This is a genomic window from Natronorubrum amylolyticum (assembly GCF_052040145.1).
GTDB lineage: Archaea > Halobacteriota > Halobacteria > Halobacteriales > Natrialbaceae > Natronorubrum.
In genome coordinates this window covers 88,949-115,045 of the sequence record NZ_JBPPFW010000002.1, presented here as the reverse complement: position 1 = coordinate 115,045, position 26,097 = coordinate 88,949, and the positions used below count along the sequence as shown (strand labels likewise).

Sequence of the window (26,097 nt, the reverse complement as noted above, 5' to 3'; positions counted from 1 at the left end):
GTATCGTGGCGAACCGGTGGATCGGATATCTGCATATCGATAGTAGAGCCGTATATTGCCGATATATACTTATAAAACCGCCATAAAACGGGGTCGATTTTTATGGTCGGGTGTACTCTACAGAAGGTATGACTCGAGGTGGCAAGTCACAGGGGCGTAGACGTGATATTCTCAAGGCGATTACCGCTGGTGGTGTCGCCGGAATAACCGGGCTGGCCGGCTGTGTCGGCGATCCAGACGAGATGGGGAACGGAGACGACGACGACTTCGATACGGTGCAGTTCGGAGTCCTCGAGCCGTTCACGGGGGAGTTCGCCGACCTCGCGGAAGAACGACACCAGGGAACCGAACTCGCGATCCAGGAGATCAACGAGAGCGACGAGTACGACTTTACGATCGAGTACGACGACTACGACACCCAACTCGATCCCGCGACGGCAACCCAGCGGGCCGAACAGGCGGTCCAATCCGACGGGGCGCAGTTCATTACCGGCTGTATCTCGAGCTCGGCCGCGCTGGCCATCAACGATTTCGCTCTCGAGAACGAGGTCGTCTACACGCCCGGCGCGGCGGACACCTCGATCACGGGCTCGAACTGCAACGAGTACGTGTTCCGATTCGAGACGAGCACCGCACAGATCGCGGAGGTGATGGCTCAGTGGACCGCCGACGAACTCGGCGATCAGATCGTCTACCACATCGCCGACTACGCCTACGGCGAGTCGGTGCTAAACGAGGTCGAGACCCGAATGGAGTCGATTAGCGACGAGTACGAACAGGTCGGTGTCACGCGATCCGATCCGGGGTCGACGGACTTCGAGGCGTTCATCAGTCAGATCATGGGCGTCAGCGACGAGGCCGACGCGCTGGTCGTCGGGATGACCGGTGCCGACCTCGGCCTCTTCCTCTCGCAGGCAAGTGCACGCGGACTACAGGACGAGATTCCGATCGTGACGACGACCGGTTCGTTCCGGGCCGTACGGATCGGGGCTGGAGACGGTGCATACGATATCTACAGCGGCGTCCGCTACGTGCCGGAACTCGAGTTGGGAGACAATCAGGAGTTCGTCGAGGCCTACGAATCCGAGTACGACGATCCGCCGGACAACTTCTCGCGCGTCGGCTACGAGTCGATCCGGATGGTCGCCAACGGCATTCGCGAGGCTGGATCGCGGAATCCGTCGACGGTCGCGGAGACCCTCTCGGGGATGGAACACGACACGATTTTCGGCCCGAACGAGTTCCGTGAGTGCGATCAGCAGGCGATGAACCCGGTCTGGATGGGCGAGTGCGTCGAACCGGATTCGGGCGAACTCGCCGATGTCGAACTCCTCGGGGAACTGTCCGGTGAAGAAGCCGCACCCGACTGTGAGGATACGGGCTGTGAGCTGTAATACGGATATCGATCACCTGTCTCGATAACCAATGATCACTGCATTCTTACAACCGCTCGTCGACGGGCTGACGATCGGCGTGGTCTACGTGCTGTTAGCAGCCGGACTCTCCGTTATTTTCGGCGTCATGCACGTCATCAACTTCGCACACGGTGAACTGTTCGCGCTGGGTGCGTACTTCGCACTGGCGCTGGTCGTTCCGTTCGGTGGAACAGCGTTCTTCGTCGCCCTGTTCGCCGCGCCGTTGCTCGTCGGTCTCATCGGTGTCGCGATCGAACGATACACGGTGAGACCGTTGTACGGGCGAAACCCGCTGTATCACATCCTGCTCACGTTCGGACTGGTGCTGGTGATAAACGACCTAATCTACCTTGTCTGGGGAACGGGAAGCGTCAATCTCCCGGTGCCAGAGATCCTCACGGGAACGATCAACGTGCTCGGAATCAACGCCAGCGTGTACAACACATTCATCATCGTCTTCGGTGGCGCGATGGCGCTCGCCGTCTGGGCGATGCTCGAGTACACGAAGTACGGGTTGATCATCCGCGCTGGCTCGCAGGACCGACAGATGGTTCGCAACCTCGGGATCGACATCGACCGGTACTACTCGCTCGTGTTCGGCATGGGTGCGGCGCTCGCCGCCGTCGCCGGGATCATCCTCGGCGGCTACCAGGCGGTCAGTCCCGAGATGGGGATGTCGGTCATTATTCCCGCGTTCGTCATCGTCGTCCTCGGCGGACTGGGGAGCTTCAAGGGTGCCGTCGTCGGCGGTCTCGCCGTTGGCATCATCCAGACGTTCTTGCGCCATTACGCACCGATCTTCGAAGGGTTGGTGATCTTCCTGCTGATGATCGCCGTCCTCCTCATCCGGCCCCGCGGACTGTTCGGCGTCGAAACGGAAGAGGAAGGTGGCGACTTACTGACCGGCACCGACGGCGGACTCCTCGACAATCGGACCCGCAAACGACTGGGGCTCGCCATGGTCGGCCTGCTGGCGGTGATCCCGCTCGGCGTTGGGACGCTGTACTCGCCGTACGCCGTCACGCTCATGATCGAGATCATCATCTGGGGCCTGTTCGCGCTCAGCCTGGACTTCGTCATGGGGTATACGGGGCTGGTGTCGCTCGGTCACGCCCTGTTCTACGGGCTCGGCGCCTACGCCGTCGCGATCACGCTGTTACACGTGAGCCAGTCCGCGTTCGTCGCGATCGGTCTCGCTATCGTCATCTCCGCGGCCATCGCGTGGTTCGTCGGCTACCTCTCGATTCGGGTCGGCGGCGTCTACTTCGCGATGATCACGCTCGCGTTCGCGGAGCTGTTCTACAACATGCTGTACCGGCTCGACATCACCGGCGGTTCCGAGGGGCTGTTCGGCATCTCGACGTACTACGGCCTCGCCGGGATGGGGATCGAACTCCACGACATCGGGTTGTTCATCGGCCCAGTGGCGCTGACCGGCCAGTCGCTGTTCTACTACATCGCGCTGGGAGCGCTCGTCGCCTCGTTCCTGCTCACTCGACGGATGCTCAACTCACCGTTCGGTTCCGTGCTCAAATCCATCCGCGAGAACGAACAGCGAGCCACGTTCATCGGCTACGAGACGACCATCTACAAGCGACGCGCGTTCGTGATCAGCGGCGCGCTGGCCGGTCTGGCCGGCGGGCTCTTCACACTCAACTCGGGCTACGCGACGCCCTCCTTCGCCTACTGGCTTCACTCGGGTGAGGTGATCGTGATGGTCATCCTCGGCGGCATGGGAACGCTGTACGGACCGATCATCGGCGCGGGCGTCTTCTTCGGCTTAGAGGAGATCCTCACCGGCTTTACGGGCCGCTGGCGGCTGGTCCTCGGGACGATCTTCGTCTTGTTCGTGATCTTCCTCCCGCGCGGGCTGGTCTCGCTGCCGGCCCAACTCGCCCCGTACGTAACGGGTGGCTCCGGTCCCGGTCCGGAGCCAACAGTGGACGAATCGAGCGTCAGAGGTGACGACTAATGGCTATGGAAACCACCGAAACGAATCCGCGAACCGCCGGAGAGACGATCCTCGAGACGGACGACCTGGTCAAGAGATTCGGGCAGTTCACGGCGACGGACCGAATCAACCTGACGGTCGAACGCGGCGAGTTCCGGAGCATCATCGGCCCCAACGGTGCCGGGAAGACGACGCTGTTCAACCTCATCACCGGCGCGCTCCCCGCCACCGAGGGCGCGGTGTACTTCGAGGGCGAGGACATTACGACCCTCTCGCCGTCCGAACGCGTTCGCCGCGGCATCGGACGGTCGTTCCAGATCTCCAATATCTTCGGCGGGCTCACCGTCCGCGAGAACGTCAGGCTGGCCTCTCAGTCGCTCGACCGCGACCGGTACAACTTCGTCGAATCGCTGTTCAAACCGACCGATCGGTACGACAGCATGAACGACCGGACCGATCGTATTCTCGAGCGAATCGAACTCGAGGACGTCGCCGACGAGACGGCGGATGCACTCCCGTACGGCGACAAGCGACGCCTCGAGATCGGCGTCGTTCTCGCGACCGAACCCGAACTCGTCCTGTTCGACGAACCGACGGCGGGCATGAGCGTCGAGGAAACGCAGGCGACGATCGATCTGATCGAAGAGGTGCTGGTTGATCAGACGCTGTTGCTCATCGAACACGACATCGAACTCGTCATGGAGCTCTCGGACCGCATCACCGTGCTGAACCGAGGTGAAATCCTCGCGGAAGGAACACCAGACGAAATCGCCGCTGACGGGGACGTCCAGGACGCCTACCTCGGGGGGATGATGGAATGAGCGTACCGCCACTGCTCGAGATCGAAGGGATCTACTCGGGATACGGCGAGACGCAGGTCCTGCGAGATCTGTCGTTGTCGGTCGGCGAGGGCGAAATCGTCTCTCTCGTCGGCCGCAACGGGGCGGGCAAGACGACGACGCTCCGGACCATCATGGGCATTCTCACGCCGACGGGCGGCCGCGTCACCTACCGCGACGAGGATATTTCGACCCTCGAGGCCACGGAAACGGCGAAGAAGGGACTCGCACTGGTTCCGGAGGAACGCCAGATATTCCCGGAGTTGACCGTCCGCGAGAACCTCGAACTCGCCGCCTACGGCGGCGCGCCGGACGTCGACTCGCTGTCGGTTGGCGAGGCGCTCGAGATGTTCGAGAACCTGCAAGCGCGGGCGAGTAACGCCGGGTCGTCGCTGTCCGGCGGCGAACAGCAGATGCTCGCGATCGCTCGCGCCCTCGTCGGCGGCGCCGATCTCATCCTGCTCGACGAACCGACCGAAGGGCTCGCTCCCTACATCGTCCAGGACGTGATGGATATCATCACCGAGCTCAACGACCGGGGAATCACCGTCTTACTGGTCGAACAGAACGTCCACGTCTGTCTCGAGCTCGCCGATCGCAACTACGTCATCAATCAGGGCGAGGTCGTCTACGAAGGCACCTCCGAGGAGCTGCGAGCGGACGAGGAAATCCTCGACAAGTACCTCGGCGTCACCGCGTAGGGAGCGGTTCGACGAGATCGCCTGTTTTTCCGTTGTCCGTCGGAAACGCTACGGCTTGTACACCCGTCCGCGGAAGGTCGCGATCCGGTCGTCGCCCTCGTCGGTGACGACGACTTCGTACTCGGCGGTTCGCGTGCCCCCGTGGGTCTCCTCGGCGGTGGCGGTCAGCACGGTCCCCACCTCGACGGCCTCGAGATAGGAGACGTTCGTCTCGAGCGCGACCGCCGTCTTTCCATAGGAGTTCGAAGCGGCGGCGAAGGCCGCGTCGGCGAGCGAGTAGATCGCCCCGCCGTGGGGCGTCCCGTGGAAGTTCGTCAGGGCCTCGGTCACCTCGAAGCTGGTCTTCGCGGCCCCGCGCTCGAGGGAAACGAGGTCGATTCCGAGCGTCTCGCAGTAGGCGTCGCTCTCGATGCGCCGGCGAACCGTCTCGATGTCTGCCATACGATATCACACCGCGTCAGGAACCAAGTATCTAGTGACGTCGGACTCTCAGCTGAAGAGTTGCTGGAACAGCGCCGCCTCACCGCGCCGGAGCCGCTCGAGAAACGCCGATTTGCTGATCCCGAGTTCGTCGGCGACCGCCTTCGAGGTGGTCTCCCGCGGAATCGAGAAGTAGCCCAGTTCGAGGGCCGCGCGGATGCACTCCTCCTGGGCCGGCGTGAGGTCCCACCGATGGCTGGGGGATTCCTTCGCTTCGGACTGGAGGGGATAGACGCGCTCGAGTTTGACGCCGACGGTTTCGCCGGCCGCCTCCATGACGCCCTTGAGGACGTCGCGACCGACGACCGCGCCGAAGATCATCGCGGCGCCGTCGCGGTACCGCAGCGTCTCGACGATGAGGCCGCCGTCGATCAGCCGGTGGACGACGCAGGGCTCTTTAGAGAGACAGCGATACCGGTAGCGACCGTCGGTCCTCGAGACGTGCAGGTACGAGATCCGGTCGTCGTCGTCGAGGACGCGAGTGAGTTCCTCGCTCTTCGGCGACCCGAACTGGAGCAGATCGTAGCCGTCGCTTCGGTGCTGGGGTGGCTGGGCACCGACCTCCACATCGACCGCTCGAGTCGCGTCCGAAAGCGGGCAATCGTCGTTCTGAACGCGGAATTCGACCGCGAGACACTCGTCGATCATGTGGGGTGTATGGGCTCCGTTACCAGCCACCAATATATAAAACCTCGTTATATGGCGGTCAATTTCTAAGGGCGTATACAGCGTTCATTCGAATGAAACGATGGACCTGGACACAGTCAAAAACCGAGCGGGGCCGCGGGAGTTTAGCCCCGCCGACGACCTCCCCGAGGAGTACCGGAAGGCGGCGACCCGGATGATCGAATTCCACGCGAACAGCGAGATCATGGGCGCGTATCTGGAGCGTCCGTTCATCCGGCAGGCGCCGAGTATCGATCGAAAGCTGGCGTGTTCCGCGAAGGTTCAAGACGAGATCGGCCACGGGCAGTTGCTCTACCGCGCCGCGGAGTCCCTCGGCGTCAAGACCCGAGAGGAGATGCTGGACGACCTCGCGAACGGCGACGGCAAGTTCCTGAACTGCTTTCATTACGAGATGACCGACTGGGTCGAGACGCCGATGATCGCCTTCTTCGTCGACGGCGCGGCGATGCGCCGACAGGCGACGCTTCGCCGGACGAGCTGGGAGCCCTACGCCCACGCGATGGACAAGGTGTGTTTCGAGGAAGGGTTCCACGTCAAACACGGCGAGGACATCCTCCGCGAGCTCATGTCGGGCTCGAAAAAAGAGCAGGAGCTGACCCAAGCGGCCTTCGAGGAGTGGTGGCCCCGCATCATCCAGTTCTTCGGCCCGACCGACGACAAGAGCACCCACCACGACTTCGCGGCCTCGGTTGGGCTCAAACAGCAGTCCAACGACCAACTGCGCAACGCCTTCCTCGATCAGTACATCCCGAAGGCGCGGAGTTACGGCCTCGAGATCCCGGACGAACCGCGCATCCGCGAACTGGACGACGGCACCTACGAGGTCGAAGAGGGCGACCTCGACTGGGACGAGTTTTTCACGATCGCGAAGAACGATTACGAGCCCGGCGTGGGTCAGATCAACGGCCGCAAGGCCGCCCAGGAGGCCGTCCAGTGGGTCCGCGACACGATCGAGAGCGACGCCACCGCCGCCGGCGGCCACGCGCCGCAGGCGGCCGACTGATCATGATCTGGGAAGTGTTCCGCCAGGAGAAGACCGGCCAGTATCACACCCACTGCGGTAACGTCCACGCGCCGGACCGCGAGATGGCAAAGCAGTTCGCCGCCATCCAGCACGGCCGACGCAAGCCGACTAACAGCCTCTGGGTCGTGCCCAGAGACGAGGTCGGCGAGATCGACACCGAAGACGTCGCGTTCGGCGGGACGACCGACAAGGCCTACCGCTGGGCGACGACGTACAAGACGACCGGCGAGGACGCCCGCGAGGTCGTCGAATCCGAAGACGAGCAGGCGACCGCCGAGCGACAGCGAGGTGACGACTGATGGCGACGAATCTCGAGAACCCCGACGAACTCGACGAGCGCGAGCGGACGGCCCTCGAGACGCTGCTGAAGCGACTGGCCGACGACGAGTTCGTGCTGGCCGAGCGCTACACCGAGTGGCAGGTCCGCGCGCCGACGCTCGAGTCCGACCTCGCGCTGGCGAACAACGCCCAGGACGAACTCGGCCACGCCCGTCTGTGGTATGACGTCCTCGGCGACGTCGGCTTCGAGGAGCGCGAACTGGTGTACGAGCGCGATCCGGCTGACTTCCGGCACAGCACGCTCGTCGAACGCCCCTTCGAAGATGGCGACTGGGCCGACGCCATCCTCCGGTCGTACCTGTACGACGCCGCCGAGGAGATCCGGCTCGAGGCGCTCGTCGACTCCACCCACCCGAAGATCGCTGACCGCGTCGGCAAGATTCGCAGCGAGGAGGAGTACCACTTAGAGCACGCCCAGAACTGGCTCGAACGGCTCGCGGATGGCGACGAGGGCCACGAGCGCCTGCAGGACGCGCTCGACCGGCTGTTCCCGTACGCCCTTACGCTCTTCGAGCCAGTCGATCCAGCCGTCGAAGAGGATATCGTCGATCTCGGCCTTCGCGACGCGACCCTCGAGGAGATGGGCGAGGAGTGGCTCTCGATCGTCGTACCGTACCTCGAGTCGCTCGATCTCGAGCTACCGGCTGACGGCCGCGTGGGCGACGATACCGACGAGTTCGAAGTAACCGAGGAGATGCTCCCCGACGAACGCGGCCGAGACGGCTCCCACACCGACGCGTGGTTCGACCTCTACGACGAGTTCACCCACACCTACCGCGAACTCGGGCGCACCGAGACGACCAGAATCATGGACAAACCAGAGTAACTGTAATGAGTAGCAATATTCCGGACGACACCGATGCCACGCCCTGTGCGTACACCGACTACCGCGAGGGCGAGACGAGCGACGACCTTCCCGCAACCGGCGACGACGCGACCGGCCTCGCGGCCGACGTGTGGGACGCCCTCTACGGGATCGAAGACCCCGAGATGCCGATCAGTATCGTCGATCTCGGCCTGATCTACGGCGTCGACGTCGACGACGGCGTCGTAACCGTCGACATGACGCTTACCTACTCGGGCTGTCCCGCTCGAGACATGCTCACGGGAGACGTCGAAGACGCGGTCGCCGCCGTCGACGGCGTCGACGAGGCCGAGTTGCGACTCGTCTGGAGTCCGGAGTGGACCGTCGAGATGGTGACCGAACAGGGCAAAGACGACCTGCGAGCGTTCGGGCTCAGCATATGAGACGGAATCTCGATCCGAGCGTCACGACCAGCGGGGAGACGACGGGTGCCGAGTGCCCCTACTGCGAGTCGACCGACACCGTCCGCGAGCACCCGAAGGGACCGTCGCTCTGTCGGTCGATGCATTACTGCAATAGCTGCGAGCAACCGTTCGAAAAGTTCGAGTGAACCGCTCGCCGTCTCGGTCCGTTCGCTCGTCACGTTCGCGCTCCAGTTCGCTCGGCGAGCGGTCCCCCAGGTCCGTCGCCCGCTCGAGCGATAGAGAGTGTCGTCCGCACCGTTTTTCCCGAGCCACTCGACTCCGTAATGCGCCTCGACTACCGATGATGACGGCCGAACCGTCGAAAAACCAAATTCTTTGGTACTCGATACCGTGACTCGAGTACGGGCACATGGCAGACACTACCCAGTGCAGGTCTCGCGACGAACTGCGGGAGTTGCAGTCGGACCGGCTTCGTGACACCGTCGAGTACGTCTTCGAGAACGTGCCGTTCTACCGGCAGGCCCTCGACGACGCCGAGATCTCTCCCGCGGATATCGACTCGATCGAAGACGTCCAGTCCCTGCCGTTTACGACGAAAGCCGACTTCCGCGAGACGTATCCCGACGGCCTCTTCGCCGTTGAAAACGACGAACTCCGGCGGATCCACGCCTCCTCGGGGACGACCGGGAAACCGAAAATCGTCTCCTACACAGAGGGCGACCTCGAACTGTGGAACGAGGTGATGGCCCGCTCGCTGGCCGCGACGGGGCTCGACTCGAGCGACACGGTCCAGAACGCCTACGGCTACGGCCTGTTCACGGGCGGTCTCGGTTTTCACGGCGGCGCCGAGGAACTCGGCGCGACGGTGATTCCGACCGGGAGCGGCGACACGCAACGGCAGGTCGAACTCGCACGCGACCTCGAGAGCGATGCGCTCGCGTGTACGCCGTCGTACGCGCTCTACTTCGCCGAGACGGCCGCGGAGATGGGAATCGACCCGCGCGAACTGCCGCTCTCGACGGTGCTCTACGGCGCCGAACCCTGCACCGAACCGATGCGCGAGGCGATCGAGGACCGACTCGGCGTCAGGGGGTACGAGAACTACGGCCTCTCCGAACTGATCGGCCCCGGCGTCGCCGTCGAGTGCGAGGCCCAGGCCGGCATGCACATCTGGGAGGACCATTTCTACCCCGAGGTGATCGATCCGCAGACCGGCGAGCCGGTTCCCGAGGGCGAGGAGGGCGAACTTGTCTTGACGTCGCTGTCGAAGGAAGCGCTCCCCGTACTCCGGTATCGGACCGGCGATCTCACGACGCTCACGCGGGAGCCGTGCGACTGCGGCCGATTGATGGCCCGCATGGACGGCGTCACCGGCCGCGCCGACGACTTGCTGATCGTCCGCGGCGTCAATCTCTACCCGAGTCAGATCGAGGCCGTGATCCTCGAGTTCGATGCGATCGCCCCCTACTACCGCATCGACCTCGACCGCGAGGACAACTTAGACACCCTCGAGTTGACCGTGGAACTCGTCGACGATTTCGACGGCGACATCGACCGACTTCGCGACGAGGTTCTCGAACGATTACAGAGCGTCCTGTCGATTACGCCAGACGAACTCGAACTGGTCGAGCACGGGACGATCGAACGCACGGAAGTCGGGAAGGTCAAGCGAGTCTACGATCACCGCTGATCGCTCGATCGAGCCGGATTGTGGGTCGTTTGCTCCCCTGGTACTTTTATTACGATTCGTGGGAAACGAGTCACGCATGGACACCGAAGCGTTCTTCGAAGGCATGCCCTTTGCATCCCTGCTCGGAATCGACGTCACCGACTGCGCCGACGGCCACGCCGAGGGCCGCCTCGAGATGACCGAGGACCTCTCTTGGAACGAAGACCGGCTGATGGCCCACGGCGGCGTCACGTTCACGCTGGCGGACACCGTCGGGGGCGCGGCACTAGTTTCGGAGGTCGATCAGCCCGTGCCGACGATCGACATGCGGATCGACTATCTCAACGCCGGTACCGGCGACCTCTACGCGGAGGCGGACGTCGTTCGCTGCGGCAGCGACGTCGGCGTGGTCGACGTGGACGTCTACGCCGAGGACGACGAGACGCACATTGCGGACGCTCGCGGCGTGTACAAGACGGGATAGCGAACACCGACGTGTTTTCGCGGTCGCTCGACCGGAAGCGACGCGTCGAACCATCGTCGAATTTCGCTCCAGATTCCCGATTCCCGATCCCCGAAGCGGTCCGCGAACCGATTTTTCGTCGGTCGGTTTCCTCCAGTCCCTATCCGACAGCCGCCATGTCTCGCACAACTATTAAGTGTCATCTCCACGATTGTATACGGTATGGCAACCGCCAGTAGGCAGGAAGGACGCGCCGTGACCGAGCGACTCCGACATCTCGTCACCGATTTCAGCGCGACATTCCCAATTACATTTACCCTGGCGGCCGACTCGCCGATGCGAGGCGACACACGCGCTCGCGTCGGTTACACGCTCTGGTCCTGACTCGCAGGCGTCGTTCGCACCGATCCCCGGGTCAGCCAGACCGACCGTGGTACCGCATTACGAGCAGCCGCCGGACCACTACCACCATCAATGAGCGCACAAGAAGACGTAGAGGCGAATGAGGCGAACGAACTCGCGCGAACCGACGACGAACCGATTCGGATTCTCGACGCGGACGGGAACGTCCTGCCGAACGCGACGGTGCCCGACCTCCCGGCCGAGGAACTGCTATCGATGTACGAAGACATCGCGCTCGCGCGCCGGTTCGACGAGCGGGCGATCAGTCTCCAGCGGCAGGGACGGATCGCGACCTACGCGCCGATGACGGGACAGGAAGGCGCACAGGTCGCGACGAGTTACGCCCTCGAGGAGCGAGACTGGCTGTTCCCGACCTACCGGGAACACGCGGCCAAGTACGTCCACGGCATGTCCCTCGAGTCGCTGTTGAAACCGCTTCGCGGCCACCGCGACGGCTACGCGATTCCGGAGGACGTCAACGTCCTCCCGGAGTACATCCCGATCGCGACGCAGTTGCCACAGGCCGTGGGGATGGCCTGGGGCCACCAGCTACAGGGCCGGGTCGAGGAGGCCGTACTGTGTCACTTCGGCGACGGGGCAACCTCCGAAGGCGACTTTCACGAGGGGCTGAACTTCGCGGGCGTCTTCGACGTGCCCGCGGTGTTCGTCTGCAACAACAACCAGTGGGCGATTTCGGTCCCTCGAGAGCGCCAGACGGCGAGCGCGACGTTAGCGCAGAAGGCACAGGCCTACGGAATCGAGGGCGTTCGCGTCGACGGACTCGACCCGCTGGCCACGTACGAAGTCACGCGGGCGGCCCTCCGGAAGGCGAAAGAGCCGACCGACGACGAGCGACGGCCGACGCTCATCGAGGCGGTGCAGTACCGGTACGGCGCGCACACGACCGCCGACGATCCGTCGGTCTATCGCGAGGACGACGAGGCAGAGGCGTGGCGCGAGAGGGATCCGCTCGAGCGCCTGCGAAACTACCTGTACTCGGAGGGAATCCTCGACGACGAGCGCAAGGCCGATATCGCCGAGCGTGTGGAGGCGACAATCGACGACGCGATCGCCGCGGCCGAGTCGGCGGCGACCGACCCGGATCGGCTCTTCGATCACGTCTACGACGAGCCGTCGGATCGACTCCGCGAGCAGCAAGCGGAACTGAACAGGCTCCGCGAGAAGTACGGTGACGACGCGTTCTCCGGGGTGCTGGAATGAGTTCGGCTGCGTCCGGGTCCGACGAGCCCGATGGGGACGAGCCTGTCGGGCCCGGCCAGTCTACCGAGTCCGACACGAATCGCCTCAACCTCGTCGAAGCGGTTCGCGACGGACTCTACACGGAGCTGTCGGCGGACGACCGCGTCGTCGTCCTGGGCGAGGACGTCGGCAAGAACGGCGGCGTCTTCCGCGCTACGGAGGGGCTCTACGAGGCGTTCGGCGACGGTCGGGTCGTCGACACGCCGCTAGCGGAGTCCGGGATCGTCGGAACGGGGATCGGACTGGCGCTGTCCGGACTGCGGCCGGTCGCGGAGATACAGTTCATGGGCTTTTCCTATCCCGCGTTCGATCAACTCGTCAGTCACGCCGCCCGATTCCGGAGCCGGAGCCACGGCGCGTACACGGTGCCGATGGTAGTTCGGATGCCCTACGGCGGCGGGATTCGAGCGCCGGAACACCACTCCGAGTCCAAGGAAGCCTTCTTCGTCCACGAACCCGGCCTGAAAGTCGTCGCCCCGAGCACGCCGTCCGACGCGAAAGGGCTGCTCACCGCGGGGATCCGGGACCCGGATCCGGTCGTCTTCCTCGAGCCCAAGCTACTCTATCGCGCGTTTCGGCAGGCCGTCCCGACGGGATCCTACGAGGTTCCGCTTGGCGACGCCGCGATCAGGCGGGAGGGCAGCGACGTCACGGTGTACGCGTGGGGCGCGATGACCCGGCCGACGCTCATCGCCGCGGACAACGTCGCCGAAGAGTACGGCGTCGACGTCGAGGTCGTCGACCTGCGGACGCTGTCGCCGCTGGACGTCGAAACCATCGTCGACTCCTTCGAGAAGACCGGGAGGGCCGTGATCGTCCACGAGGGGCCGAAGACCGGCGGCCTCGGCGCCGAAGTGGCGGCGACGATCCAGGAGCGGGCGGTTCTCTATCAGGAGGCCCCGATCAAGCGCGTGACCGGCTTCGACGCGCCGGTCCCGCTGCACGCGCTCGAGGACTTCTATCTGCCACAGGCGGTCCGTATTCAGGACGGCATCCTCGAGACCCTCGAGTTCTGACGCCGACGCGAATTCGGACGGGGACGATCAGCGGACGACGAATCGTCGAACAACGCTCGAGAGCGGCGTTACCGGAGCCGCGGGGCGACCTCGTCACCAAGTCGATGGATGCAGTCGATCATCTCGTCGGTGCCGACGCCCGGATGGTACGTCCGGAAGATAAAGTGAATATCGTCGCCCAGTGCGTCGCGATATCGCTCGAGTTCCTCGCGGACCTGCTCGGAGGTGCCGAAGATGGCCTGCTCTTTCAATTCCTCCTTGCGGTCGGCCTCGAGTTCGTCGACGGACTCGCCCGAGAAGATCTCCGCGTAGCGTCGCTGAATGTAGAAGTAGCCGTCCCGCATCGTCTCCCAGGCGTCCTCGCGGGAGTCGCCCACCCAGCCGTGCTGGAGGACGTAAATCGTGAAGTCGTCGTTCCCGTCCGCGAGGCCCTCCTCCTCGCGGACCCGACGGATGTCCTCGACGCGCTTGCGGACGCCCTCGATCGAGAGCGACGACGGGGCACACCAGCCGTCCGCCGTTCGCGCGGCGCGTCGGACGGCGGGTTTCGCGCCGCCGCCGAGCATGATCGGCACCGACTCGTCGGTCGGTTTCGGCGTGATCGAGACGTTCGTCGGCACGTCGTGAAACGACGATTCGTACTCGAGGTCGCCTGCGCTCCAACCGGCCCGGAGGAAGGGGACGAGATCCTCGAGGCGATCGGCTCGTTCGTCCCGCGGAACGCCGAAGACGTCGAATTCCCGCGGGTTCGAGCCGATGGCGAGTCCCAGCGTCAGTCGACCGTCGGCAAGCAGGTCGACGGTGGCGGCGTCCTCCGCGAGCCGAATTGGCTCGTACAGCGGCCCGAGGGCGACGCAGCTGCCGATCTCGAGGTCGGTCGTCTCGGCGGCCATCGCCCCCAGGGTCGGCATCGTCGCGGAGAGGTAGCCGTCCTCGGCGAAGTGGTGTTCGGATACCCACGCACTGTCGAGCCCCGCGGTCTCGATCTCGCGGGTCAGCGTCAGTATCTCGTCGTACAGTTCGCTCGGCTCGCGATCGTCGTCGGGCCGCTGCTGAGCGGTGAACAGGCCCGTCCCGAGTTTCATACTCCTATCATCCAGTGTGACCGGCTTAATTGTTGGTGCCCCGGCTGTTCGTCGTGTGCTGATGTGGATCCGATCGTTGCTTCGTCGTTGTGACCACCACGAAAGCCCCTGGCGCGCTCGACCCTCCGGGGCTTGCTGCGGTCCTCGCTTCGCTGCGGTCCTTACTGCGCCCGGGAGGGATCGACCGCACCAGCCCCTTTCATTCCCACCCGTTCCGGCTGATCAGGCTGGCCACTGCGGGTGGGAATGAAAGGGTCCAGGGGCTTTCGTAGTGTTCTCGAGCGATTCGTTCTCGAAACGAGCGACTCACGCTCACTCTCAGGAGCGCATCGAAACGAGCGTTCCAGCGGTGTTAGTAGTCGATAGTGGTGATCTCCTCGACGGGCCACTGGCTGAGGATTTCGACGCCGTTCTCCCGGACGACGACCATCTCCTCGACGCGGACGCCCTGCCGGCCGGCCGGCTCCTGAGTCTCGACGGCCATCGTCATCCCCTCCTCGATCTCGATGGGGTGGTCTGGCGAGAGACCGCGCCAGATCAGCGGGACCTCGTACAGCTGGAGCCCGAGGCCGTGGGCCCAGTGGTTCGTCGTCATTTGCCAGTGGTCGTCGGCGTCGTAGTAGTCGGCGTGTTCGCCTTCCATATCCGGGAACGCCTGTGCGATTTCGTCGGTCGTCGCGCCGGGTTCGATGCGCTCGAGGACACCGTAGAGATTGTCTCGAGCCGTCTCGTAGGCCTCCCGCTGCTCGTCGGTCGGCTCGCCCACCGAGAAGGTGCGGTAATAACACGATCGGTAGCCGAGGTAGCCGATGTTGTAGAAGTCGGCGTAGACCAGATCCCCCGGTCGGATCGCCCGATCGGTGGTGTTGGCCTGGTGTTTGGGCCACGTGTTCGGCCCGGACGTGAGGTAGCCGCCGCCGACGAACGCGCCGTGGCGCCACAGTTCGCGGACCGCCTCGCCCCAGACCTCCGTCTCGCGCATCCCCGGCTTCGCAGCGTCTTTGATCGTCTGAAAGCCCGCCTCGCAGATCGACGCGACCATTCGCAGACACTCGATCTCGTCTTCGGTTTTGATCTTGCGGGCGTCCTCCATGATTGCGTTGCACGTCTCGACGTCGGTCTCGAGGCCCAGATCCTCGAGCGCGGCGAGCAGCCCCCGATTGCCGACGTCGACGCCGAGTGTCTCGTCGCCAACGCCGTACTCCTCGGCCGCCTCGGCGACGCCCTCGGCCATCGTCGAGAGCAGGAAGTCGCGGGCCGAGTTGCGGCCGGACGCTCGCGGAACGTTTCCGAGACCGGGACAGGCGTAGCGGATGTCGTGCAGCCAGGGGCAGTTGAACCGCTGATTGCTCGCGTGGTCCGCGGTGTCCCAGTGGACGATATCGCCGTTCTCGGTGAGGAGGGTGTAGTGGTCCGCGCCGCTCCCGCCGGTCATCGCCAGCCCCGTCACGTAGCGAATGTTGGGATCCGAAACGAGGAGCATCGCGCCAAGTTCGGTTTCCTGGAGGCGCTCGAGGGCTTTCTCTTTTCGTTCCTTTCGAAGCCGCTGCGTGTCGATCCGCTGCTCCCAGTCGACGGCCTGCGTGCCGCGCGTGCCTTCCATGAACTCCCGCTCGTAGAACGTCATGCCCTCTCGTACCATGGGCGTCCACTAAATCGTACCGTTCTCGGTGACCGTCGGCACCCGTGATCGACAGTACGCTATAAGGGTCCTAACGTGGTATTCAAACACATGGTAATACCGGGATACGATCCGGACGACCTCGACGACGCACTGGAATCGCACCTCTCAGCCGGCGAACTCGAGGACCGCCTGACTGAATCGGAACTCGAGCGCTACCGCGCCGGCGACGAGAGTTTAGTCGATCTTCTCGGCGAGGACGAAATCGAACGAATGCTCGACCGGGGGGACGACGCCACCGGTCCTCCGAACTGAACTGCTGTCGAGCGGTGAGAGCGAGCGGAGGGTGGAAGACCGGGGGGCCGAGATCGGAGATCAGTCGTCGTCCGCGTCGGCCTCGGACCCGGTCTCACAACCCTCGTGACCGTGTCCCGGCACGTCCTGGCCCTCGATCGCGTGTTGGGGCGGGACGTCGATTGCCGGGCTCTCGTCGAAGAAGTTCGCTGGCTGGAGTTTGAAGCTGTAGACCTGGACAGGCAGGATCGGCCAGTCCTCGGGCCGAGTGACGTGATTGACGCCGAGCGTGTACCAACAGACCAGATCCTCTTCCTCGAGGTCGCGATCCTGCTCGGTCCAGGCCGGCAGCCCCGCGCCGCCGGGGTGCTGGTTCGGATACCGCCCCGACGGGTACCGCTCGTCCTCGCGGAACGGCGTCGCCCACAGGTGGTACTTGATAAATCCGGAGCGTTTCATCACGCTCGAGTCGGATTGCATCGCCGCCTCGACGTTGTCGCCGGGTACGAGCCGATAGCCGGTCGGTTTTCCGAGGCCGTTCGCCGCGGTCGGGTTCTCGATCTGCCAGTACCGGCCCTTGAGCGAGTCGATCAGGCCCTTGGCCTCCTCCTCGCTCGTCAGTTTCTCGCGCTTCGCGTAGAAGGCGTTGCCGCCGGGATTGTGCGTTCGATGGTCGGCCTCGCCCATCGGATCGAGTCCGTCCGGTCCCGACGGAACCGGCTGATTTTCGACGCGGTACAGCGTGTTCGGGCCGCCGTCGACGTTCAGGTCGAGCCGGAAGTTGAAGAAGTGCTGGTGGATCGGCCCCGTAAGCTGCGGGGCGACGAGTTCCCCGTAGCCCGACGGATCCTCGTCCGGGCCGACTGCGGAGACGCTGTCGATCCCCGTCAGGCGAACCTCGACCTCGATCGAGGCGTCCTGGTAGAAGTACCAGTTGAAGATGTAGTCGTAGTTGCCCACGGCGGCGACGAACGAAACGACGAGTCGGCGCCGACGCCGAACCTCGTCGCTCCCCGTCCGCCAGTCGCTGCGCTCCCAAAGTGTGCCGTTGTCCTCCTCGTGGAGGCAGATGGCGTTCTCGAGCACGTTCGGATCGCCCGCCGCGGTGTTCATCACGGCGTCCCAGTAGTGCATGTGTCCGAGACAGTCACAGCCGTTCGTCAGCGATTTCGCGAGCCGGCCGATGTTGTACTCGCCGACGTCCATCGCGTTCTTGAACCGATCGTTGATATCGGTCGTGCCGTACGGAACCGACATCTCGGCGCAGGAGGCGCGATCGACGATCGAGCGGACCTCCCCGTCGTCCTCGTAGCCGATATCGTAGAGGACGAGCCCCTCGCGTTGGGTCCAGCCCACGCGCATGTGCCAGCCCTGCCACTCGAGTTTCCGGCCGTCGACGCTCCAGCTCGGCCCGTCGGGCTGATCCACGTTGTACGGCGTCAGGTCGTCCCGGAGGTCGACGTCGTCCTCGCGATAGGCCATCCCCGTCGGCGGAAGCGGCTCGTCCTCGTCCGGCGGCCCGTAGTCGACGACCGTCACCACTTCCATCCGATCGAGGTCGACGAACGTGTGGATGCCCGTCAACGGCTTTGCGTACCCCTCGTCGCCGGCCTCCTCGCTCGGTCGGAGGAAGGACAGGCCGTGAGCCAGCCGTTTCGACCGATCCACGTCCTCGGGGACGAACTCGTGGCCGACCGACCACGGGTCGACCATCGCCCGATCGGTGTTCTCGACGCCGCGTCGCTCGACCGCTTCCTGCCACTCCGCGTTGGCCTTCACCGCCTCCTCGCAGGCGATGAACTCCTCGATCGCGATCGACGGCTGTGCTCCCTCGACGTGTTCCCAGGAGACGACGGACTCCTCCTCGAGCGAGACGACCGCCTCGATCGTCTTCCGATCCGTCCCGTTCCGGACGACGATTCGCGCCTGTCGGTCGGGTGCGTCGCCGGTATCGTCGTACGCCGAAAGCGCCTCTTTCGTTGGTTCAGCCAGTTCGATTTTGATACAGAGACTCTCCGAGCCGACATCGCGCTCGTCGGTCAGAATCTCGTACGCCGACTCGATCTCCGCAGGTGCGAGCGGGTCGAGCGGGTGGTCGGCCTCCGGTATGGTTTCTGTTGCCATGGTACAATTCTGCACAGTCTGGTATAAGAAACTTCCCGGCGATGACAGGTGCTCGAGCCCTCCGGTCGGCTCAATCAGCCCGGTTGACTCAGTCGACCCGGTCGGTCGCGTAACCGATCGAAACTCGACGCTACACGGGCTCGAGTCCCGCCTCCTCGCGCAACACGTTGATGTACTTCCGGAAGCCGGACTCGAGGTCGTACTGGACCTCGTAGCCCAGATCTTCCTGAGCCTTCGTCATGTCGAGGTTCTGGGTCCAGGGGAGTTCCCCCTCGTCGGAGACCTCGATGTCGGCGTCGGGCAGCACGCTCTCGACGGCCTCGGCGGCCTCTCGGACGGTCGCGAGCACGCCCCGGACGTTGTAGACGCGCTGGCTCAGGTCCGATTCGGGCGTAAATGCCGCCTTGCGGAACGCCTGCGCGATGTCCTCGACGTGTTGCCAGTCGATCGCCTGATCGCCGTACTCGACGCTGTAGGGCTCGCCGAGGGCGGGCTTCTCGATGATGTTCGCCAGAAACGCCGAGCCGCCGGTCTCGCGGTAGGGGCCGTAGGCGACCGTGGGCCGCAGTGCGACGTGGTCGAGACCGTAATCCTCGTGGTAGACCCGCGCTTGATGCTCGTTGTACTCCTTCGTCGCGCCGTAGAGCGTGTCAGGGTAGACGAGCTCCGTCTCGTCGACCCACTCCGCGTCGTAGTTGTGCGGCGGCGCGTAGGCCGCCGCCGAGGACGCCCACGCGACGCGCTCGACCTGATCGTCGAGCGTGCGTGCGGCCTCGAAGACGTTGTTCGTCCCCAAAATGTTCACGTCGGCTGCCGCACGCGGGTTCTCGCGTGCGGTCGTCGTCAGCAGCGCCGCGAGGTGGATGATGTGCGTCGCGCCCGTCTCCTTGACCGCGCGGATTACGTCGGTCGGTTCGGAGACGTCGCCGCGTCGCACCTCGGTCTCGTCGGCGACGCCGAGTTTCTCGAGGATCTCCGTGTCCGTCGAGAGGTCGTACGCCACGACATCGTGGCCGTGTTCGAGCAGGTCCTGTACGACGTAGGAGCCGATGAAGCCGGTTCCGCCGGTTACTAGCACCGTCGTTTCGTCGGTCATGTGATCCTCGTATTCGGTTCGGTCATGTATAGATTGGTGATCGTCTGATTCGTTCCGATTCGATTCGTTTCCGTCCGATCCCTCCGCCGGGGCTCGCTACTCATGCAGTCCCCCGATCGATTCGTAGAACGAGGAGGCCAACGTGTCGGCCATATCCTCCTCGCGGTCGATCCGGACATCGATCACGTGAGGCACGTCCGCGGCCTTGCCCTCTTCGAGCGCCCCGACGAACTCGTCGGGTCTGGTCACGCGCGTGCCGACGGCGCCGAAGGCCTCGGCGATTTTGACGAAGTTCGTGTCGTGAAACTCGACGCCGGCGATGTCGCCGTCCTCGTGTTGCATCTGTCGGACCATCCCGAGGCTGGTGTCGTTTAAGACGACGAACGTCGGCGCGACGCCGTACTCGACGGCGGTCTCGACGCTGTTCATCGTCATCGAGAACCCGCCGTCGCCGGCGACCGCGATCACGTCCTTGTCCGTCGTCAGCGCCGCCGACACCGCGGCCGGATTCGCCCAGCCCATCCCGCCGACGCCGCCGCTTCCGAAGTAGGTCCGTACCGCGGGCGTCTGCAGGTAGTACAGCAGCCAGAACCGGTTGTTTCCGGAGTCGGCGGTAACGATCGTCTCTTCGTCGACGACCGACTCGATCACCTTCGCCGCGCGCTGGGGTTTGATCGGGGCCGAGTCCTCCGCGCTTTCGGGGGCGTTGAACCACTCCCGGGCGTTCGCCGCCCGCTCTGTCGCCCAGTCGTTCGCCCCCTCGCCGGCGTCGGCGAGCGCGGCCAGGCTCTCCGTCGCGTCGCCGATAAGGCCCACGTCGGCGGGATAGACCCAGCCGGCGTTGCGGGTGTCGACATCCGCGTGGATAATCGTCTGCTCCTCGGGCCGAATGAACTCGGGCGCTTGCCAGTTGGTATCCATCGGGTTCAACCGGCAGCCGACGACGAGCAGCGTATCGGCCTCGCTGACGACCTGGTTCGCCCCCTCGTGCCCGAACGAGCCGATGACCCCGGCTGCGCGCTCGTCCGTCTCGGGGTAGGTCGACTTCCCGAGATAGGAGGTGACGACGGCGCAATCGTAGGCGTCGGCGACCGCCGCGAGTTCGTCGTAGGCCTGTGCGGCGTGGACGCCGTTCCCCGAGACGACGACCGGGCGTTCGGCGGCCTCGAGCGCCTCCGCAGCCGTCGCGACGTCCGACGCGGTCGGCGCGGCATCCCACGTTCGCGTCTGTTCGCGTGCGTCCCACGCGGGTGGTGTCGGATCGTCGGGGACGTCGTCGGTGATCGCGCCCCCGTCGAGGATGATCGCTGTCGGGCCGGGTCGGCCGGCGACGGCGTGTTTGAACGCCAGTTGCGTCGATCGAAGGGTTTCGACCGGCGTTCGCGGAAACCACCACTCCTTGGAGACGCCGTCGAGGATCGAGGGGAGGCTGAACCCGCCGTAATCGCCTCTGGCCTGCTGGTACGGGGCCAGCGTCGAGTACTCGCCGCGCTCGGAGGCCTCGGTGAGAACGACCATCGGCGAGGAAGAGAGCCGCGCCTCCATCTGGCCGATCATCCCGAGGCTGCCGATCCACGGTCCCTGGCCGGTGAGGACGCCCGGTTCCCCCGTCAGCCGACCGTGCATCTCGGCCATGACGCTCGCCTCGCGTTCGTCGCGCGGCCGGACGAGAGTCACTGCCGAATCGGGGAGGTCCTCGAGTAGTTCGATCACTCGACCGCCCGGGTAGCCGAAGACGTACTCGACGCCGAGTTCCTCGAGCGCCTCGACGAGTGCGGACGCGGTGGTCGTCATGTCTCGTCTACGTGGACCGTCGCCTCGACGACCATCCGTGGCCCGGCGCCGGGGTCGGTGAACTCGGCTGCGTCGTCCATGACCTCCTGACCCACGTCGGACTCGAACGCGTCGTTCAGCGCCCGTCCGTCCTCGAACGTGAGCTCGAGCACGCCGTCGTACTCGGCGTCGTCGGGGTTCACCGGTACTGACGTGCTGTACCGTTTCAAATCGGGCAGGTCGCGGGCGATGTCGGCGTGATCGCCCTGCCACCGCTCGGCGAACTCCTCGTGGCTGTACTCGTCGTCCCGGACGAGAAACTCGACCAGCGTTATCATACATCGTCACTGTTGCCATCCGCCGACTTTGTTCTATCGGTGCGGTGTGTCCACAGCAGTCACGGTGATTGTGTACGCGTACCAAATAGCTATCTGTGCGGATCGAGGTATCTGCGGTATGTCCGTGTCCGAGTCCGAGATGCCTGCGATGCGCGTCGATCACGTCGGCATCGCCGTCGAATCGATCGAGGACGCCGAGGCGCTGCTGTTCGTCCTCGGCTGCGAGAAGATCCACGAGGAGGCCAGCGAGTACGGCCAGCTTACCTGGGCGACGTACGTCCTCGGGGACGCCTCGAGACTCGAACTCATCGCCCCCGAGGACGGCTCGGAGTCGTTCCTGACGGAGTTCCTCGAGCGACAGGGTCCCGGGCTCCACCACGTCACGCTCGAGGTTCGCGACCTCGAGCGAGCGGTCGACGTCCTCGAGGCGCACGACGTTCCCGTCGCCGACTACGCCGAGTTCGAGCACTGGGGAGAGGCGTTCGTTCCGCCGTCGAACCCGACGGGCGCGTTGTTCCAGTTGATGGAGTACGACGACGGCTACGCGGACCACCGCGAGGCCGGAAAACGGCTGTTCGTCCGCGAGGAGCCACTCTAACGACGTTGTGACGGTCCCGTCGTATCCAGCACCGAGACCCGGGAGCGCAGTAGCGGCCTGCCGCGTGATCACAGCCCTCATCATTTATTGTAGTGTGCGAAAAACACGCTCGTGATGTACAAACACGTGGCCCTACTGGTCCGTCAGGACGGCCTGTCTCACGAGGAGTTCGTCGAGCACTGGCAGACCGAACACACGCCGATCGCCCGCGAGATCGAGGGCGTCGTTCGCTATCAACAGGTGCTGCCGACCGAACCGGACCACGCCGAGTTCGACGGGATCGCCGAACTCTACTTCGAGGACCTTGAGGCCCTCCACGACGCGCTCGGCAGCGATGGTTCGCGGGACTACGACCCCGAGAAGGGGAAAGCCAAGGAAGCCCGCGAGGACGTGGACAACTTCCTCGCGATCGACGAACGACCCCGGTTCATCGGCGAAGAGATCGTCCAGAAGGACGAGGTCGACGGCGATACGGACGGCCTCTACAAACATTCGGCGTTTCTCGTCCGAAAGGAGGGGATGAGTCACGAGGAGTTCGTCGACTACTGGCAGACCAATCACACGCCGATCGCCCGCGAAATCGAGGGCGTCGTCAAGTACAACACGGTCCTGCCGACCGATCCCGAACACGCGGAGTTCGACGGCGTCGCCGAACTCTACTTCGAGGACAGAGAGAAGCTGTACGACGCGCTCGGCGGCGAAGGCTCCCGGGATTACGACCCCGAGAGAGGCACGGCGAAGGAGGCCCGCGAGGACGTGGACAACTTCCTCGCGATCGACGAACGGCCGCGGCTCATCGGCCGGGAACGGGTCGTCACGGACGAGCGCTGATCGCCATGTCGGAGCCAGATTTCGATTTCGACGAGCAGGTCCGCGAGGCGTTTCCGGAACTCGAGTCGATCACGGACGATGACCTTCGTGACCGCGTCGTCGAGGCGTGGACGCTCGGCTTAGCGCGCGGCGGCTGGCGGGACGTCGAGGACATCCCCTACGCCTGGAACATCCACGAGGTCACGAACGTCGAACACGTTCGCGGGGTCACCCGGATCGCACTCGAGTCAGCCCGCGAGCAACGGGAGTTTCACGGCGCCGACCCGGATATCGACACGATCGCCGCCGCGTGTCTCCTCCACGACGTGGGCAAGTGCTACGAGTACCCCGCCTTCGTGGACGACGAATTGCTCGCCGACCCCGACCCGACCTACGTCAGCGAGGAGATTCCCCATTCCATCTCCGGCTACGCGTTGTCCCACGAGGTCGGCTGTCCGCTGTCCGTCCAGCGGGCGATCCCCCACTTCCTCGGTGAGGTACCGAAACGGACGCTCGAGGCCGAACTCGTCAAGAGCGCGAACTCCGCCTCGTCAAACGCCATCACGGAGGCGACGATGGGAATCACGCTCCAGGAGTGGGTTGAGGAGTACTCCCAGACCTCGTAGCGGGGTCGGCCGAGAGATGGAACCGGAATTCGGTATTGGGTTCGAACGATACGAACGAAACCACGAACCGTTCGAATAGCGGGAACAGGCTTTTGACAGTTCTTCCCGAATGTGCACACATGGCAAGCGACTCGCGACACAGGCCGGTCGAAACCGTCGAAACTGCCTTCGACATCGTCGACGCGGTCAAAGCGGCCGACGGCGCGGGGATCACCGAGATCGCCGCCGAACTCGAACTGGCGAAGAGTACGGTCCACCGCCACGCGAAGACCCTCGAGTCGCGGGGACTGCTCGTCCAGGAGGGTGACACCTACCGTATCAGCACGTGGTTCCTCGATTACGGGATCCACGTGCGCAACCGTCATCGACTGTACGACGTCGCCAGGCCGAAAGTCGACGAACTCGCGGCCGAAACCGACGAGAAGGTCTGGTGCGTGATCGAAGAACACGGCGTGGGCGTCCATATTTACGGCGCCCAAGGGCGACACTCCGTGAAAACCCACGCGCGGATCGGCCAGCGGACGCACCTCCACCAGTTCGCTGCGGGAAAAGCGATTCTCGCACACCTCCCCGACGAACGAATCGAGGGGATTCTCGACGACTACGGACTCTCCGCACAGACGGATCGGACGATCACCGACCGCGACGAACTCCGCGAGCACCTCGAGACGATCCGCGAGCGAGGATACGCGTTCAACCGCGAGGAGTCGGTGATCGGCGTCCACGCCGTCGGCGCGCCAGTCAGAAACGAGTCGGGCACCGCGATCGGAGCGATCAGCGTCGCCGGTCCCGCGAACCGACTGCGCGGCGACCTGATGACCGAGGAACTCCCCGATCTGCTGCTCGGCGCGACGAACGAAGTCGAAGTCAATCTCGCTCACTCGTAAACCGGCTCGAGACACTGACGATGTCTCCGCTTCGTTCGAACTATTCGAACACCGACGATACCGCCTTTCCGCTGCAGCTCTTTATCGATTCGAATAGCGGACCGTAAGCGTTCGAGGATCCGGAAATCGGTCGAATAACCGCTATCGGAAAACGCGAGCGATGTAGTACTGATTCGGAACTACTCGCCGAACCTATTACAAATGTACATCTGTAATTGGCTTGCGTCCGCTGAGAGAAGGCAGAACAATCATGATCGATAGTGTCGGAAACTGCGGCGTCTATCGGTTCGTTCCGTTCCCATAGCTCGAACGGAGTGTACAGAGCGTCGGGTCCGAACGACCGCTCGATGGCTTACAACTCGAGGAACTCCTCGGCGGTCTCCCAGAGAATCTTCCGCTGGATCGACTCGTCGAAGTCGAGTTCGGCGAACTGCTCGAGCCACGGCTCGGGCTCGAGCATCGGGTAGTCGGTTCCGAACATGACCTTGTCAGAGAGGAGCGTCTGGGCGTACTGGAGCACCTGGTCGTCGATATACCTCGGCATCCAGCCGGAGAGATCCATGTAGACGTTGCCCTTCTGTTGGCAAATCGCGAGCTGTTCTTTCTCCCAGGGGTAGGCGGGGTGGGCGATGAGTATCTTGAGGTCCGGGTGGTCGGCCGCCACGTCGTCGATCAGCATCGGATTCCCGTACTTGATCTTCAATCCGCGACCGCCCGGCGAACACGCCCCGAGCGTCGAGTTGCCACCGTGGAAGACGACGGGAACCCCGAGATCTTCGATCGTCGCCCAAAGCTCCTCGTGTTCGGGATCGGACGGGTCGAACCCCTGAGCGATCTGCTGGAACTTGAACCCGGAGAGATCCAGGTCTTCCACGCAGCGGATCGCCTCCTCGACGCAGTCGTCTTTGAGCGGATCGACGGAGCCGAAGCCGATGAAGAAGTCGGCGTACTCGTCGCGAACCTCGGCGACGTAATCGTTCGGAACGGGCGGATTTCCGGTGTTCGTTTCCGCGTCCCAGCCGAGCAAGACGGCGCGGCCGACGCCGGCGTCCCGATACTCCTCGAGCATGTGTTCGTACGTGTCCGGCTCGAGGTCGGCACCGAACCGGTCGGCAGCGTCTTGCATCATCTGCCCGCCCGCATCGTGGAGGAACTCGCTCGTCGGCTGGTGGGCGTGCATGTCGATTGCGCGCGGCTCGTCGAGTACCGTGGGTGTGCCCATAGTACGAGCGATGGGATGACACTATATGTATTTTCGTCCGCCGATCGCCCACCATCACTCGCGTCGGTTCGTAGCGGCCAACCTCGAGTTCGGAAACAATTAGGCGCCAGTAGTGAACAATCATATTTCGGATGATTAGTGAAACAT

The 26,097-nt window shown here is 64.2% G+C and carries 27 protein-coding genes; 18 read left to right on the top strand and 9 right to left on the bottom strand.

The features are described 5' to 3' along the window. Nucleotides 1-128 precede the first annotated feature (128 nt). The 4 genes from ACSFDB_RS06885 to ACSFDB_RS06870 are packed head-to-tail and all read left to right on the top strand — an operon-like array spanning nt 129 to nt 4,906. Nucleotides 129-1,394 carry an ABC transporter substrate-binding protein gene (locus ACSFDB_RS06885; RefSeq protein WP_440770284.1) on the top strand — a complete coding sequence of 422 codons (1,266 nt, stop codon included), beginning with the start codon at nt 129-131 and terminating at the stop codon, nt 1,392-1,394. 31 nt (nt 1,395-1,425) lie between these two features. Continuing rightward, entirely contained in the window at nt 1,426-3,387 is a 1,962-nt protein-coding gene (locus ACSFDB_RS06880; protein WP_440770283.1) for an ABC transporter permease, read from the top strand. Beyond that, entirely contained in the window at nt 3,387-4,187 is an 801-nt protein-coding gene (locus tag ACSFDB_RS06875) for an ABC transporter ATP-binding protein (protein ID WP_440770282.1), read from the top strand. Before ACSFDB_RS06880 ends, ACSFDB_RS06875 begins: the two co-directional genes overlap by 1 nt. Beyond that, entirely contained in the window at nt 4,184-4,906 is a 723-nt protein-coding gene (locus ACSFDB_RS06870; RefSeq protein WP_440770281.1) for an ABC transporter ATP-binding protein, read from the top strand. Before ACSFDB_RS06875 ends, ACSFDB_RS06870 begins: the two co-directional genes overlap by 4 nt. 48 nt (nt 4,907-4,954) lie before the next feature. On the opposite strand, the gene ACSFDB_RS06865 is transcribed toward ACSFDB_RS06870, so the two are convergent. Together ACSFDB_RS06865 and ACSFDB_RS06860 are read right to left on the bottom strand one after the other, a co-directional pair. Further along, complete coding sequence (locus ACSFDB_RS06865) at nt 4,955-5,347, bottom strand: PaaI family thioesterase (protein WP_440770280.1); 393 nt, start codon at nt 5,345-5,347, stop codon at nt 4,955-4,957. Nucleotides 5,348-5,395: 48 nt separating this feature from the next. Further along, complete coding sequence (locus tag ACSFDB_RS06860; RefSeq protein ID WP_440770279.1) at nt 5,396-6,034, bottom strand: helix-turn-helix domain-containing protein; 639 nt, start codon at nt 6,032-6,034, stop codon at nt 5,396-5,398. 100 nt (nt 6,035-6,134) lie between these two features. Between ACSFDB_RS06860 and paaA the strand changes: the two genes are divergently transcribed. The 9 genes from paaA (at nt 6,135) to ACSFDB_RS06815 (ending at nt 13,476) form a co-directional block, all read left to right on the top strand. Beyond that, complete coding sequence (paaA, locus tag ACSFDB_RS06855; protein ID WP_440770278.1) at nt 6,135-7,076, top strand: 1,2-phenylacetyl-CoA epoxidase subunit PaaA; 942 nt, start codon at nt 6,135-6,137, stop codon at nt 7,074-7,076. A gap of 2 nt (nt 7,077-7,078) precedes the next feature. Continuing rightward, nucleotides 7,079-7,396, top strand: a complete 318-nt coding sequence (gene paaB / locus ACSFDB_RS06850; RefSeq protein WP_440770277.1) for a 1,2-phenylacetyl-CoA epoxidase subunit PaaB — start codon at nt 7,079-7,081, stop codon at nt 7,394-7,396. Beyond that, nucleotides 7,396-8,262: a 1,2-phenylacetyl-CoA epoxidase subunit PaaC gene (gene paaC, locus ACSFDB_RS06845; protein ID WP_440770276.1), complete on the top strand. Its 867-nt coding sequence runs from the start codon at nt 7,396-7,398 to the stop codon at nt 8,260-8,262. The genes paaB and paaC overlap by 1 nt, the downstream gene beginning before the upstream one ends. A gap of 5 nt (nt 8,263-8,267) precedes the next feature. Beyond that, complete coding sequence (paaD, locus tag ACSFDB_RS06840) at nt 8,268-8,684, top strand: 1,2-phenylacetyl-CoA epoxidase subunit PaaD (protein WP_440770275.1); 417 nt, start codon at nt 8,268-8,270, stop codon at nt 8,682-8,684. Then, nucleotides 8,681-8,851: a 1,2-phenylacetyl-CoA epoxidase subunit PaaE gene (gene paaE, locus ACSFDB_RS06835; RefSeq protein ID WP_006090349.1), complete on the top strand. Its 171-nt coding sequence runs from the start codon at nt 8,681-8,683 to the stop codon at nt 8,849-8,851. Before paaD ends, paaE begins: the two co-directional genes overlap by 4 nt. Before the next feature lie 224 nt (nt 8,852-9,075). Continuing rightward, nucleotides 9,076-10,356, top strand: a complete 1,281-nt coding sequence (gene paaK, locus ACSFDB_RS06830) for a phenylacetate--CoA ligase PaaK (RefSeq protein ID WP_440770274.1) — start codon at nt 9,076-9,078, stop codon at nt 10,354-10,356. A gap of 76 nt (nt 10,357-10,432) precedes the next feature. Beyond that, nucleotides 10,433-10,819 carry a PaaI family thioesterase gene (locus ACSFDB_RS06825; RefSeq protein ID WP_440770273.1) on the top strand — a complete coding sequence of 129 codons (387 nt, stop codon included), beginning with the start codon at nt 10,433-10,435 and terminating at the stop codon, nt 10,817-10,819. Nucleotides 10,820-11,272: 453 nt separating this feature from the next. Next, nucleotides 11,273-12,421, top strand: a complete 1,149-nt coding sequence (pdhA, locus tag ACSFDB_RS06820; protein ID WP_440770272.1) for a pyruvate dehydrogenase (acetyl-transferring) E1 component subunit alpha — start codon at nt 11,273-11,275, stop codon at nt 12,419-12,421. Beyond that, a complete protein-coding gene (locus ACSFDB_RS06815) occupies nt 12,418-13,476 on the top strand; it encodes an alpha-ketoacid dehydrogenase subunit beta (protein ID WP_440770271.1) in 1,059 nt (352 codons plus the stop codon). Before pdhA ends, ACSFDB_RS06815 begins: the two co-directional genes overlap by 4 nt. A gap of 68 nt (nt 13,477-13,544) precedes the next feature. On the opposite strand, the gene ACSFDB_RS06810 is transcribed toward ACSFDB_RS06815, so the two are convergent. Both ACSFDB_RS06810 and ACSFDB_RS06805 read right to left on the bottom strand, forming a co-directional pair. After that, nucleotides 13,545-14,561, bottom strand: coding sequence for an LLM class flavin-dependent oxidoreductase (locus tag ACSFDB_RS06810; protein WP_440770270.1), 1,017 nt, complete (start codon nt 14,559-14,561; stop codon nt 13,545-13,547). Nucleotides 14,562-14,913: 352 nt separating this feature from the next. Further along, on the bottom strand, nt 14,914-16,188 hold the full coding sequence (locus ACSFDB_RS06805) for a M24 family metallopeptidase (RefSeq protein ID WP_440770269.1): 1,275 nt from the start codon (nt 16,186-16,188) through the stop codon (nt 14,914-14,916). 105 nt (nt 16,189-16,293) lie between these two features. Between ACSFDB_RS06805 and ACSFDB_RS06800 the strand changes: the two genes are divergently transcribed. Continuing rightward, complete coding sequence (locus ACSFDB_RS06800) at nt 16,294-16,497, top strand: DUF8027 family protein (protein WP_440770268.1); 204 nt, start codon at nt 16,294-16,296, stop codon at nt 16,495-16,497. Nucleotides 16,498-16,557: 60 nt separating this feature from the next. Here ACSFDB_RS06800 and ACSFDB_RS06795 read toward each other — a convergent pair whose 3' ends face one another. The 4 genes from ACSFDB_RS06795 to ACSFDB_RS06780 form a co-directional block, all read right to left on the bottom strand. Continuing rightward, on the bottom strand, nt 16,558-18,600 hold the full coding sequence (locus ACSFDB_RS06795; RefSeq protein ID WP_440770267.1) for a primary-amine oxidase: 2,043 nt from the start codon (nt 18,598-18,600) through the stop codon (nt 16,558-16,560). Nucleotides 18,601-18,730: 130 nt separating this feature from the next. Next, nucleotides 18,731-19,696: an NAD-dependent epimerase/dehydratase family protein gene (locus tag ACSFDB_RS06790; RefSeq protein ID WP_440770266.1), complete on the bottom strand. Its 966-nt coding sequence runs from the start codon at nt 19,694-19,696 to the stop codon at nt 18,731-18,733. Nucleotides 19,697-19,792: 96 nt separating this feature from the next. Continuing rightward, nucleotides 19,793-21,490: a thiamine pyrophosphate-binding protein gene (locus tag ACSFDB_RS06785; RefSeq protein WP_440770265.1), complete on the bottom strand. Its 1,698-nt coding sequence runs from the start codon at nt 21,488-21,490 to the stop codon at nt 19,793-19,795. Beyond that, nucleotides 21,487-21,807 (bottom strand): EthD family reductase, encoded by a 321-nt coding sequence (locus ACSFDB_RS06780; protein WP_440770264.1) that lies wholly within the window; start codon nt 21,805-21,807, stop codon nt 21,487-21,489. Before ACSFDB_RS06780 ends, ACSFDB_RS06785 begins: the two co-directional genes overlap by 4 nt. 118 nt (nt 21,808-21,925) lie before the next feature. Between ACSFDB_RS06780 and ACSFDB_RS06775 the strand changes: the two genes are divergently transcribed. The 4 genes from ACSFDB_RS06775 (at nt 21,926) to ACSFDB_RS06760 (ending at nt 24,728) form a co-directional block, all read left to right on the top strand. Continuing rightward, nucleotides 21,926-22,405 carry a VOC family protein gene (locus ACSFDB_RS06775; RefSeq protein WP_440770263.1) on the top strand — a complete coding sequence of 160 codons (480 nt, stop codon included), beginning with the start codon at nt 21,926-21,928 and terminating at the stop codon, nt 22,403-22,405. Nucleotides 22,406-22,519: 114 nt separating this feature from the next. Then, on the top strand, nt 22,520-23,236 hold the full coding sequence (locus ACSFDB_RS06770; RefSeq protein ID WP_440770262.1) for an EthD domain-containing protein: 717 nt from the start codon (nt 22,520-22,522) through the stop codon (nt 23,234-23,236). Between the two features lie 5 nt (nt 23,237-23,241). Then, nucleotides 23,242-23,841, top strand: coding sequence for an HD domain-containing protein (locus tag ACSFDB_RS06765; RefSeq protein ID WP_440770261.1), 600 nt, complete (start codon nt 23,242-23,244; stop codon nt 23,839-23,841). 119 nt (nt 23,842-23,960) lie between these two features. After that, nucleotides 23,961-24,728 carry an IclR family transcriptional regulator gene (locus ACSFDB_RS06760; protein WP_440770260.1) on the top strand — a complete coding sequence of 256 codons (768 nt, stop codon included), beginning with the start codon at nt 23,961-23,963 and terminating at the stop codon, nt 24,726-24,728. A gap of 352 nt (nt 24,729-25,080) precedes the next feature. On the opposite strand, the gene ACSFDB_RS06755 is transcribed toward ACSFDB_RS06760, so the two are convergent. Further along, entirely contained in the window at nt 25,081-25,950 is an 870-nt protein-coding gene (locus ACSFDB_RS06755; protein WP_440770259.1) for an amidohydrolase family protein, read from the bottom strand. Nucleotides 25,951-26,097 lie beyond the last annotated feature (147 nt).

Coding starts and splice junctions, on each gene's coding strand:
- ACSFDB_RS06755 (WP_440770259.1), bottom strand. CDS start 25,950: ATGGGCACACCCACGGTACTCGACGAGCCGCGCGCAATCGACATGCAC.
- ACSFDB_RS06875 (WP_440770282.1), top strand. CDS start 3,387: ATGGCTATGGAAACCACCGAAACGAATCCGCGAACCGCCGGAGAGACG.
- ACSFDB_RS06810 (WP_440770270.1), bottom strand. CDS start 14,561: ATGAAACTCGGGACGGGCCTGTTCACCGCTCAGCAGCGGCCCGACGAC.
- ACSFDB_RS06885 (WP_440770284.1), top strand. CDS start 129: ATGACTCGAGGTGGCAAGTCACAGGGGCGTAGACGTGATATTCTCAAG.
- ACSFDB_RS06785 (WP_440770265.1), bottom strand. CDS start 21,490: ATGACGACCACCGCGTCCGCACTCGTCGAGGCGCTCGAGGAACTCGGC.
- ACSFDB_RS06880 (WP_440770283.1), top strand. CDS start 1,426: ATGATCACTGCATTCTTACAACCGCTCGTCGACGGGCTGACGATCGGC.
- ACSFDB_RS06770 (WP_440770262.1), top strand. CDS start 22,520: ATGTACAAACACGTGGCCCTACTGGTCCGTCAGGACGGCCTGTCTCAC.
- ACSFDB_RS06860 (WP_440770279.1), bottom strand. CDS start 6,034: ATGATCGACGAGTGTCTCGCGGTCGAATTCCGCGTTCAGAACGACGAT.
- paaA (WP_440770278.1), top strand. CDS start 6,135: ATGGACCTGGACACAGTCAAAAACCGAGCGGGGCCGCGGGAGTTTAGC.
- ACSFDB_RS06795 (WP_440770267.1), bottom strand. CDS start 18,600: ATGGCAACAGAAACCATACCGGAGGCCGACCACCCGCTCGACCCGCTC.
- paaE (WP_006090349.1), top strand. CDS start 8,681: ATGAGACGGAATCTCGATCCGAGCGTCACGACCAGCGGGGAGACGACG.
- ACSFDB_RS06815 (WP_440770271.1), top strand. CDS start 12,418: ATGAGTTCGGCTGCGTCCGGGTCCGACGAGCCCGATGGGGACGAGCCT.
- ACSFDB_RS06865 (WP_440770280.1), bottom strand. CDS start 5,347: ATGGCAGACATCGAGACGGTTCGCCGGCGCATCGAGAGCGACGCCTAC.
- ACSFDB_RS06775 (WP_440770263.1), top strand. CDS start 21,926: ATGTCCGTGTCCGAGTCCGAGATGCCTGCGATGCGCGTCGATCACGTC.
- ACSFDB_RS06760 (WP_440770260.1), top strand. CDS start 23,961: ATGGCAAGCGACTCGCGACACAGGCCGGTCGAAACCGTCGAAACTGCC.
- ACSFDB_RS06825 (WP_440770273.1), top strand. CDS start 10,433: ATGGACACCGAAGCGTTCTTCGAAGGCATGCCCTTTGCATCCCTGCTC.
- paaB (WP_440770277.1), top strand. CDS start 7,079: ATGATCTGGGAAGTGTTCCGCCAGGAGAAGACCGGCCAGTATCACACC.
- paaK (WP_440770274.1), top strand. CDS start 9,076: ATGGCAGACACTACCCAGTGCAGGTCTCGCGACGAACTGCGGGAGTTG.
- ACSFDB_RS06800 (WP_440770268.1), top strand. CDS start 16,294: ATGGTAATACCGGGATACGATCCGGACGACCTCGACGACGCACTGGAA.
- ACSFDB_RS06765 (WP_440770261.1), top strand. CDS start 23,242: ATGTCGGAGCCAGATTTCGATTTCGACGAGCAGGTCCGCGAGGCGTTT.
- ACSFDB_RS06790 (WP_440770266.1), bottom strand. CDS start 19,696: ATGACCGACGAAACGACGGTGCTAGTAACCGGCGGAACCGGCTTCATC.
- ACSFDB_RS06805 (WP_440770269.1), bottom strand. CDS start 16,188: ATGACGTTCTACGAGCGGGAGTTCATGGAAGGCACGCGCGGCACGCAG.
- ACSFDB_RS06780 (WP_440770264.1), bottom strand. CDS start 21,807: ATGATAACGCTGGTCGAGTTTCTCGTCCGGGACGACGAGTACAGCCAC.
- ACSFDB_RS06870 (WP_440770281.1), top strand. CDS start 4,184: ATGAGCGTACCGCCACTGCTCGAGATCGAAGGGATCTACTCGGGATAC.
- pdhA (WP_440770272.1), top strand. CDS start 11,273: ATGAGCGCACAAGAAGACGTAGAGGCGAATGAGGCGAACGAACTCGCG.
- paaD (WP_440770275.1), top strand. CDS start 8,268: ATGAGTAGCAATATTCCGGACGACACCGATGCCACGCCCTGTGCGTAC.
- paaC (WP_440770276.1), top strand. CDS start 7,396: ATGGCGACGAATCTCGAGAACCCCGACGAACTCGACGAGCGCGAGCGG.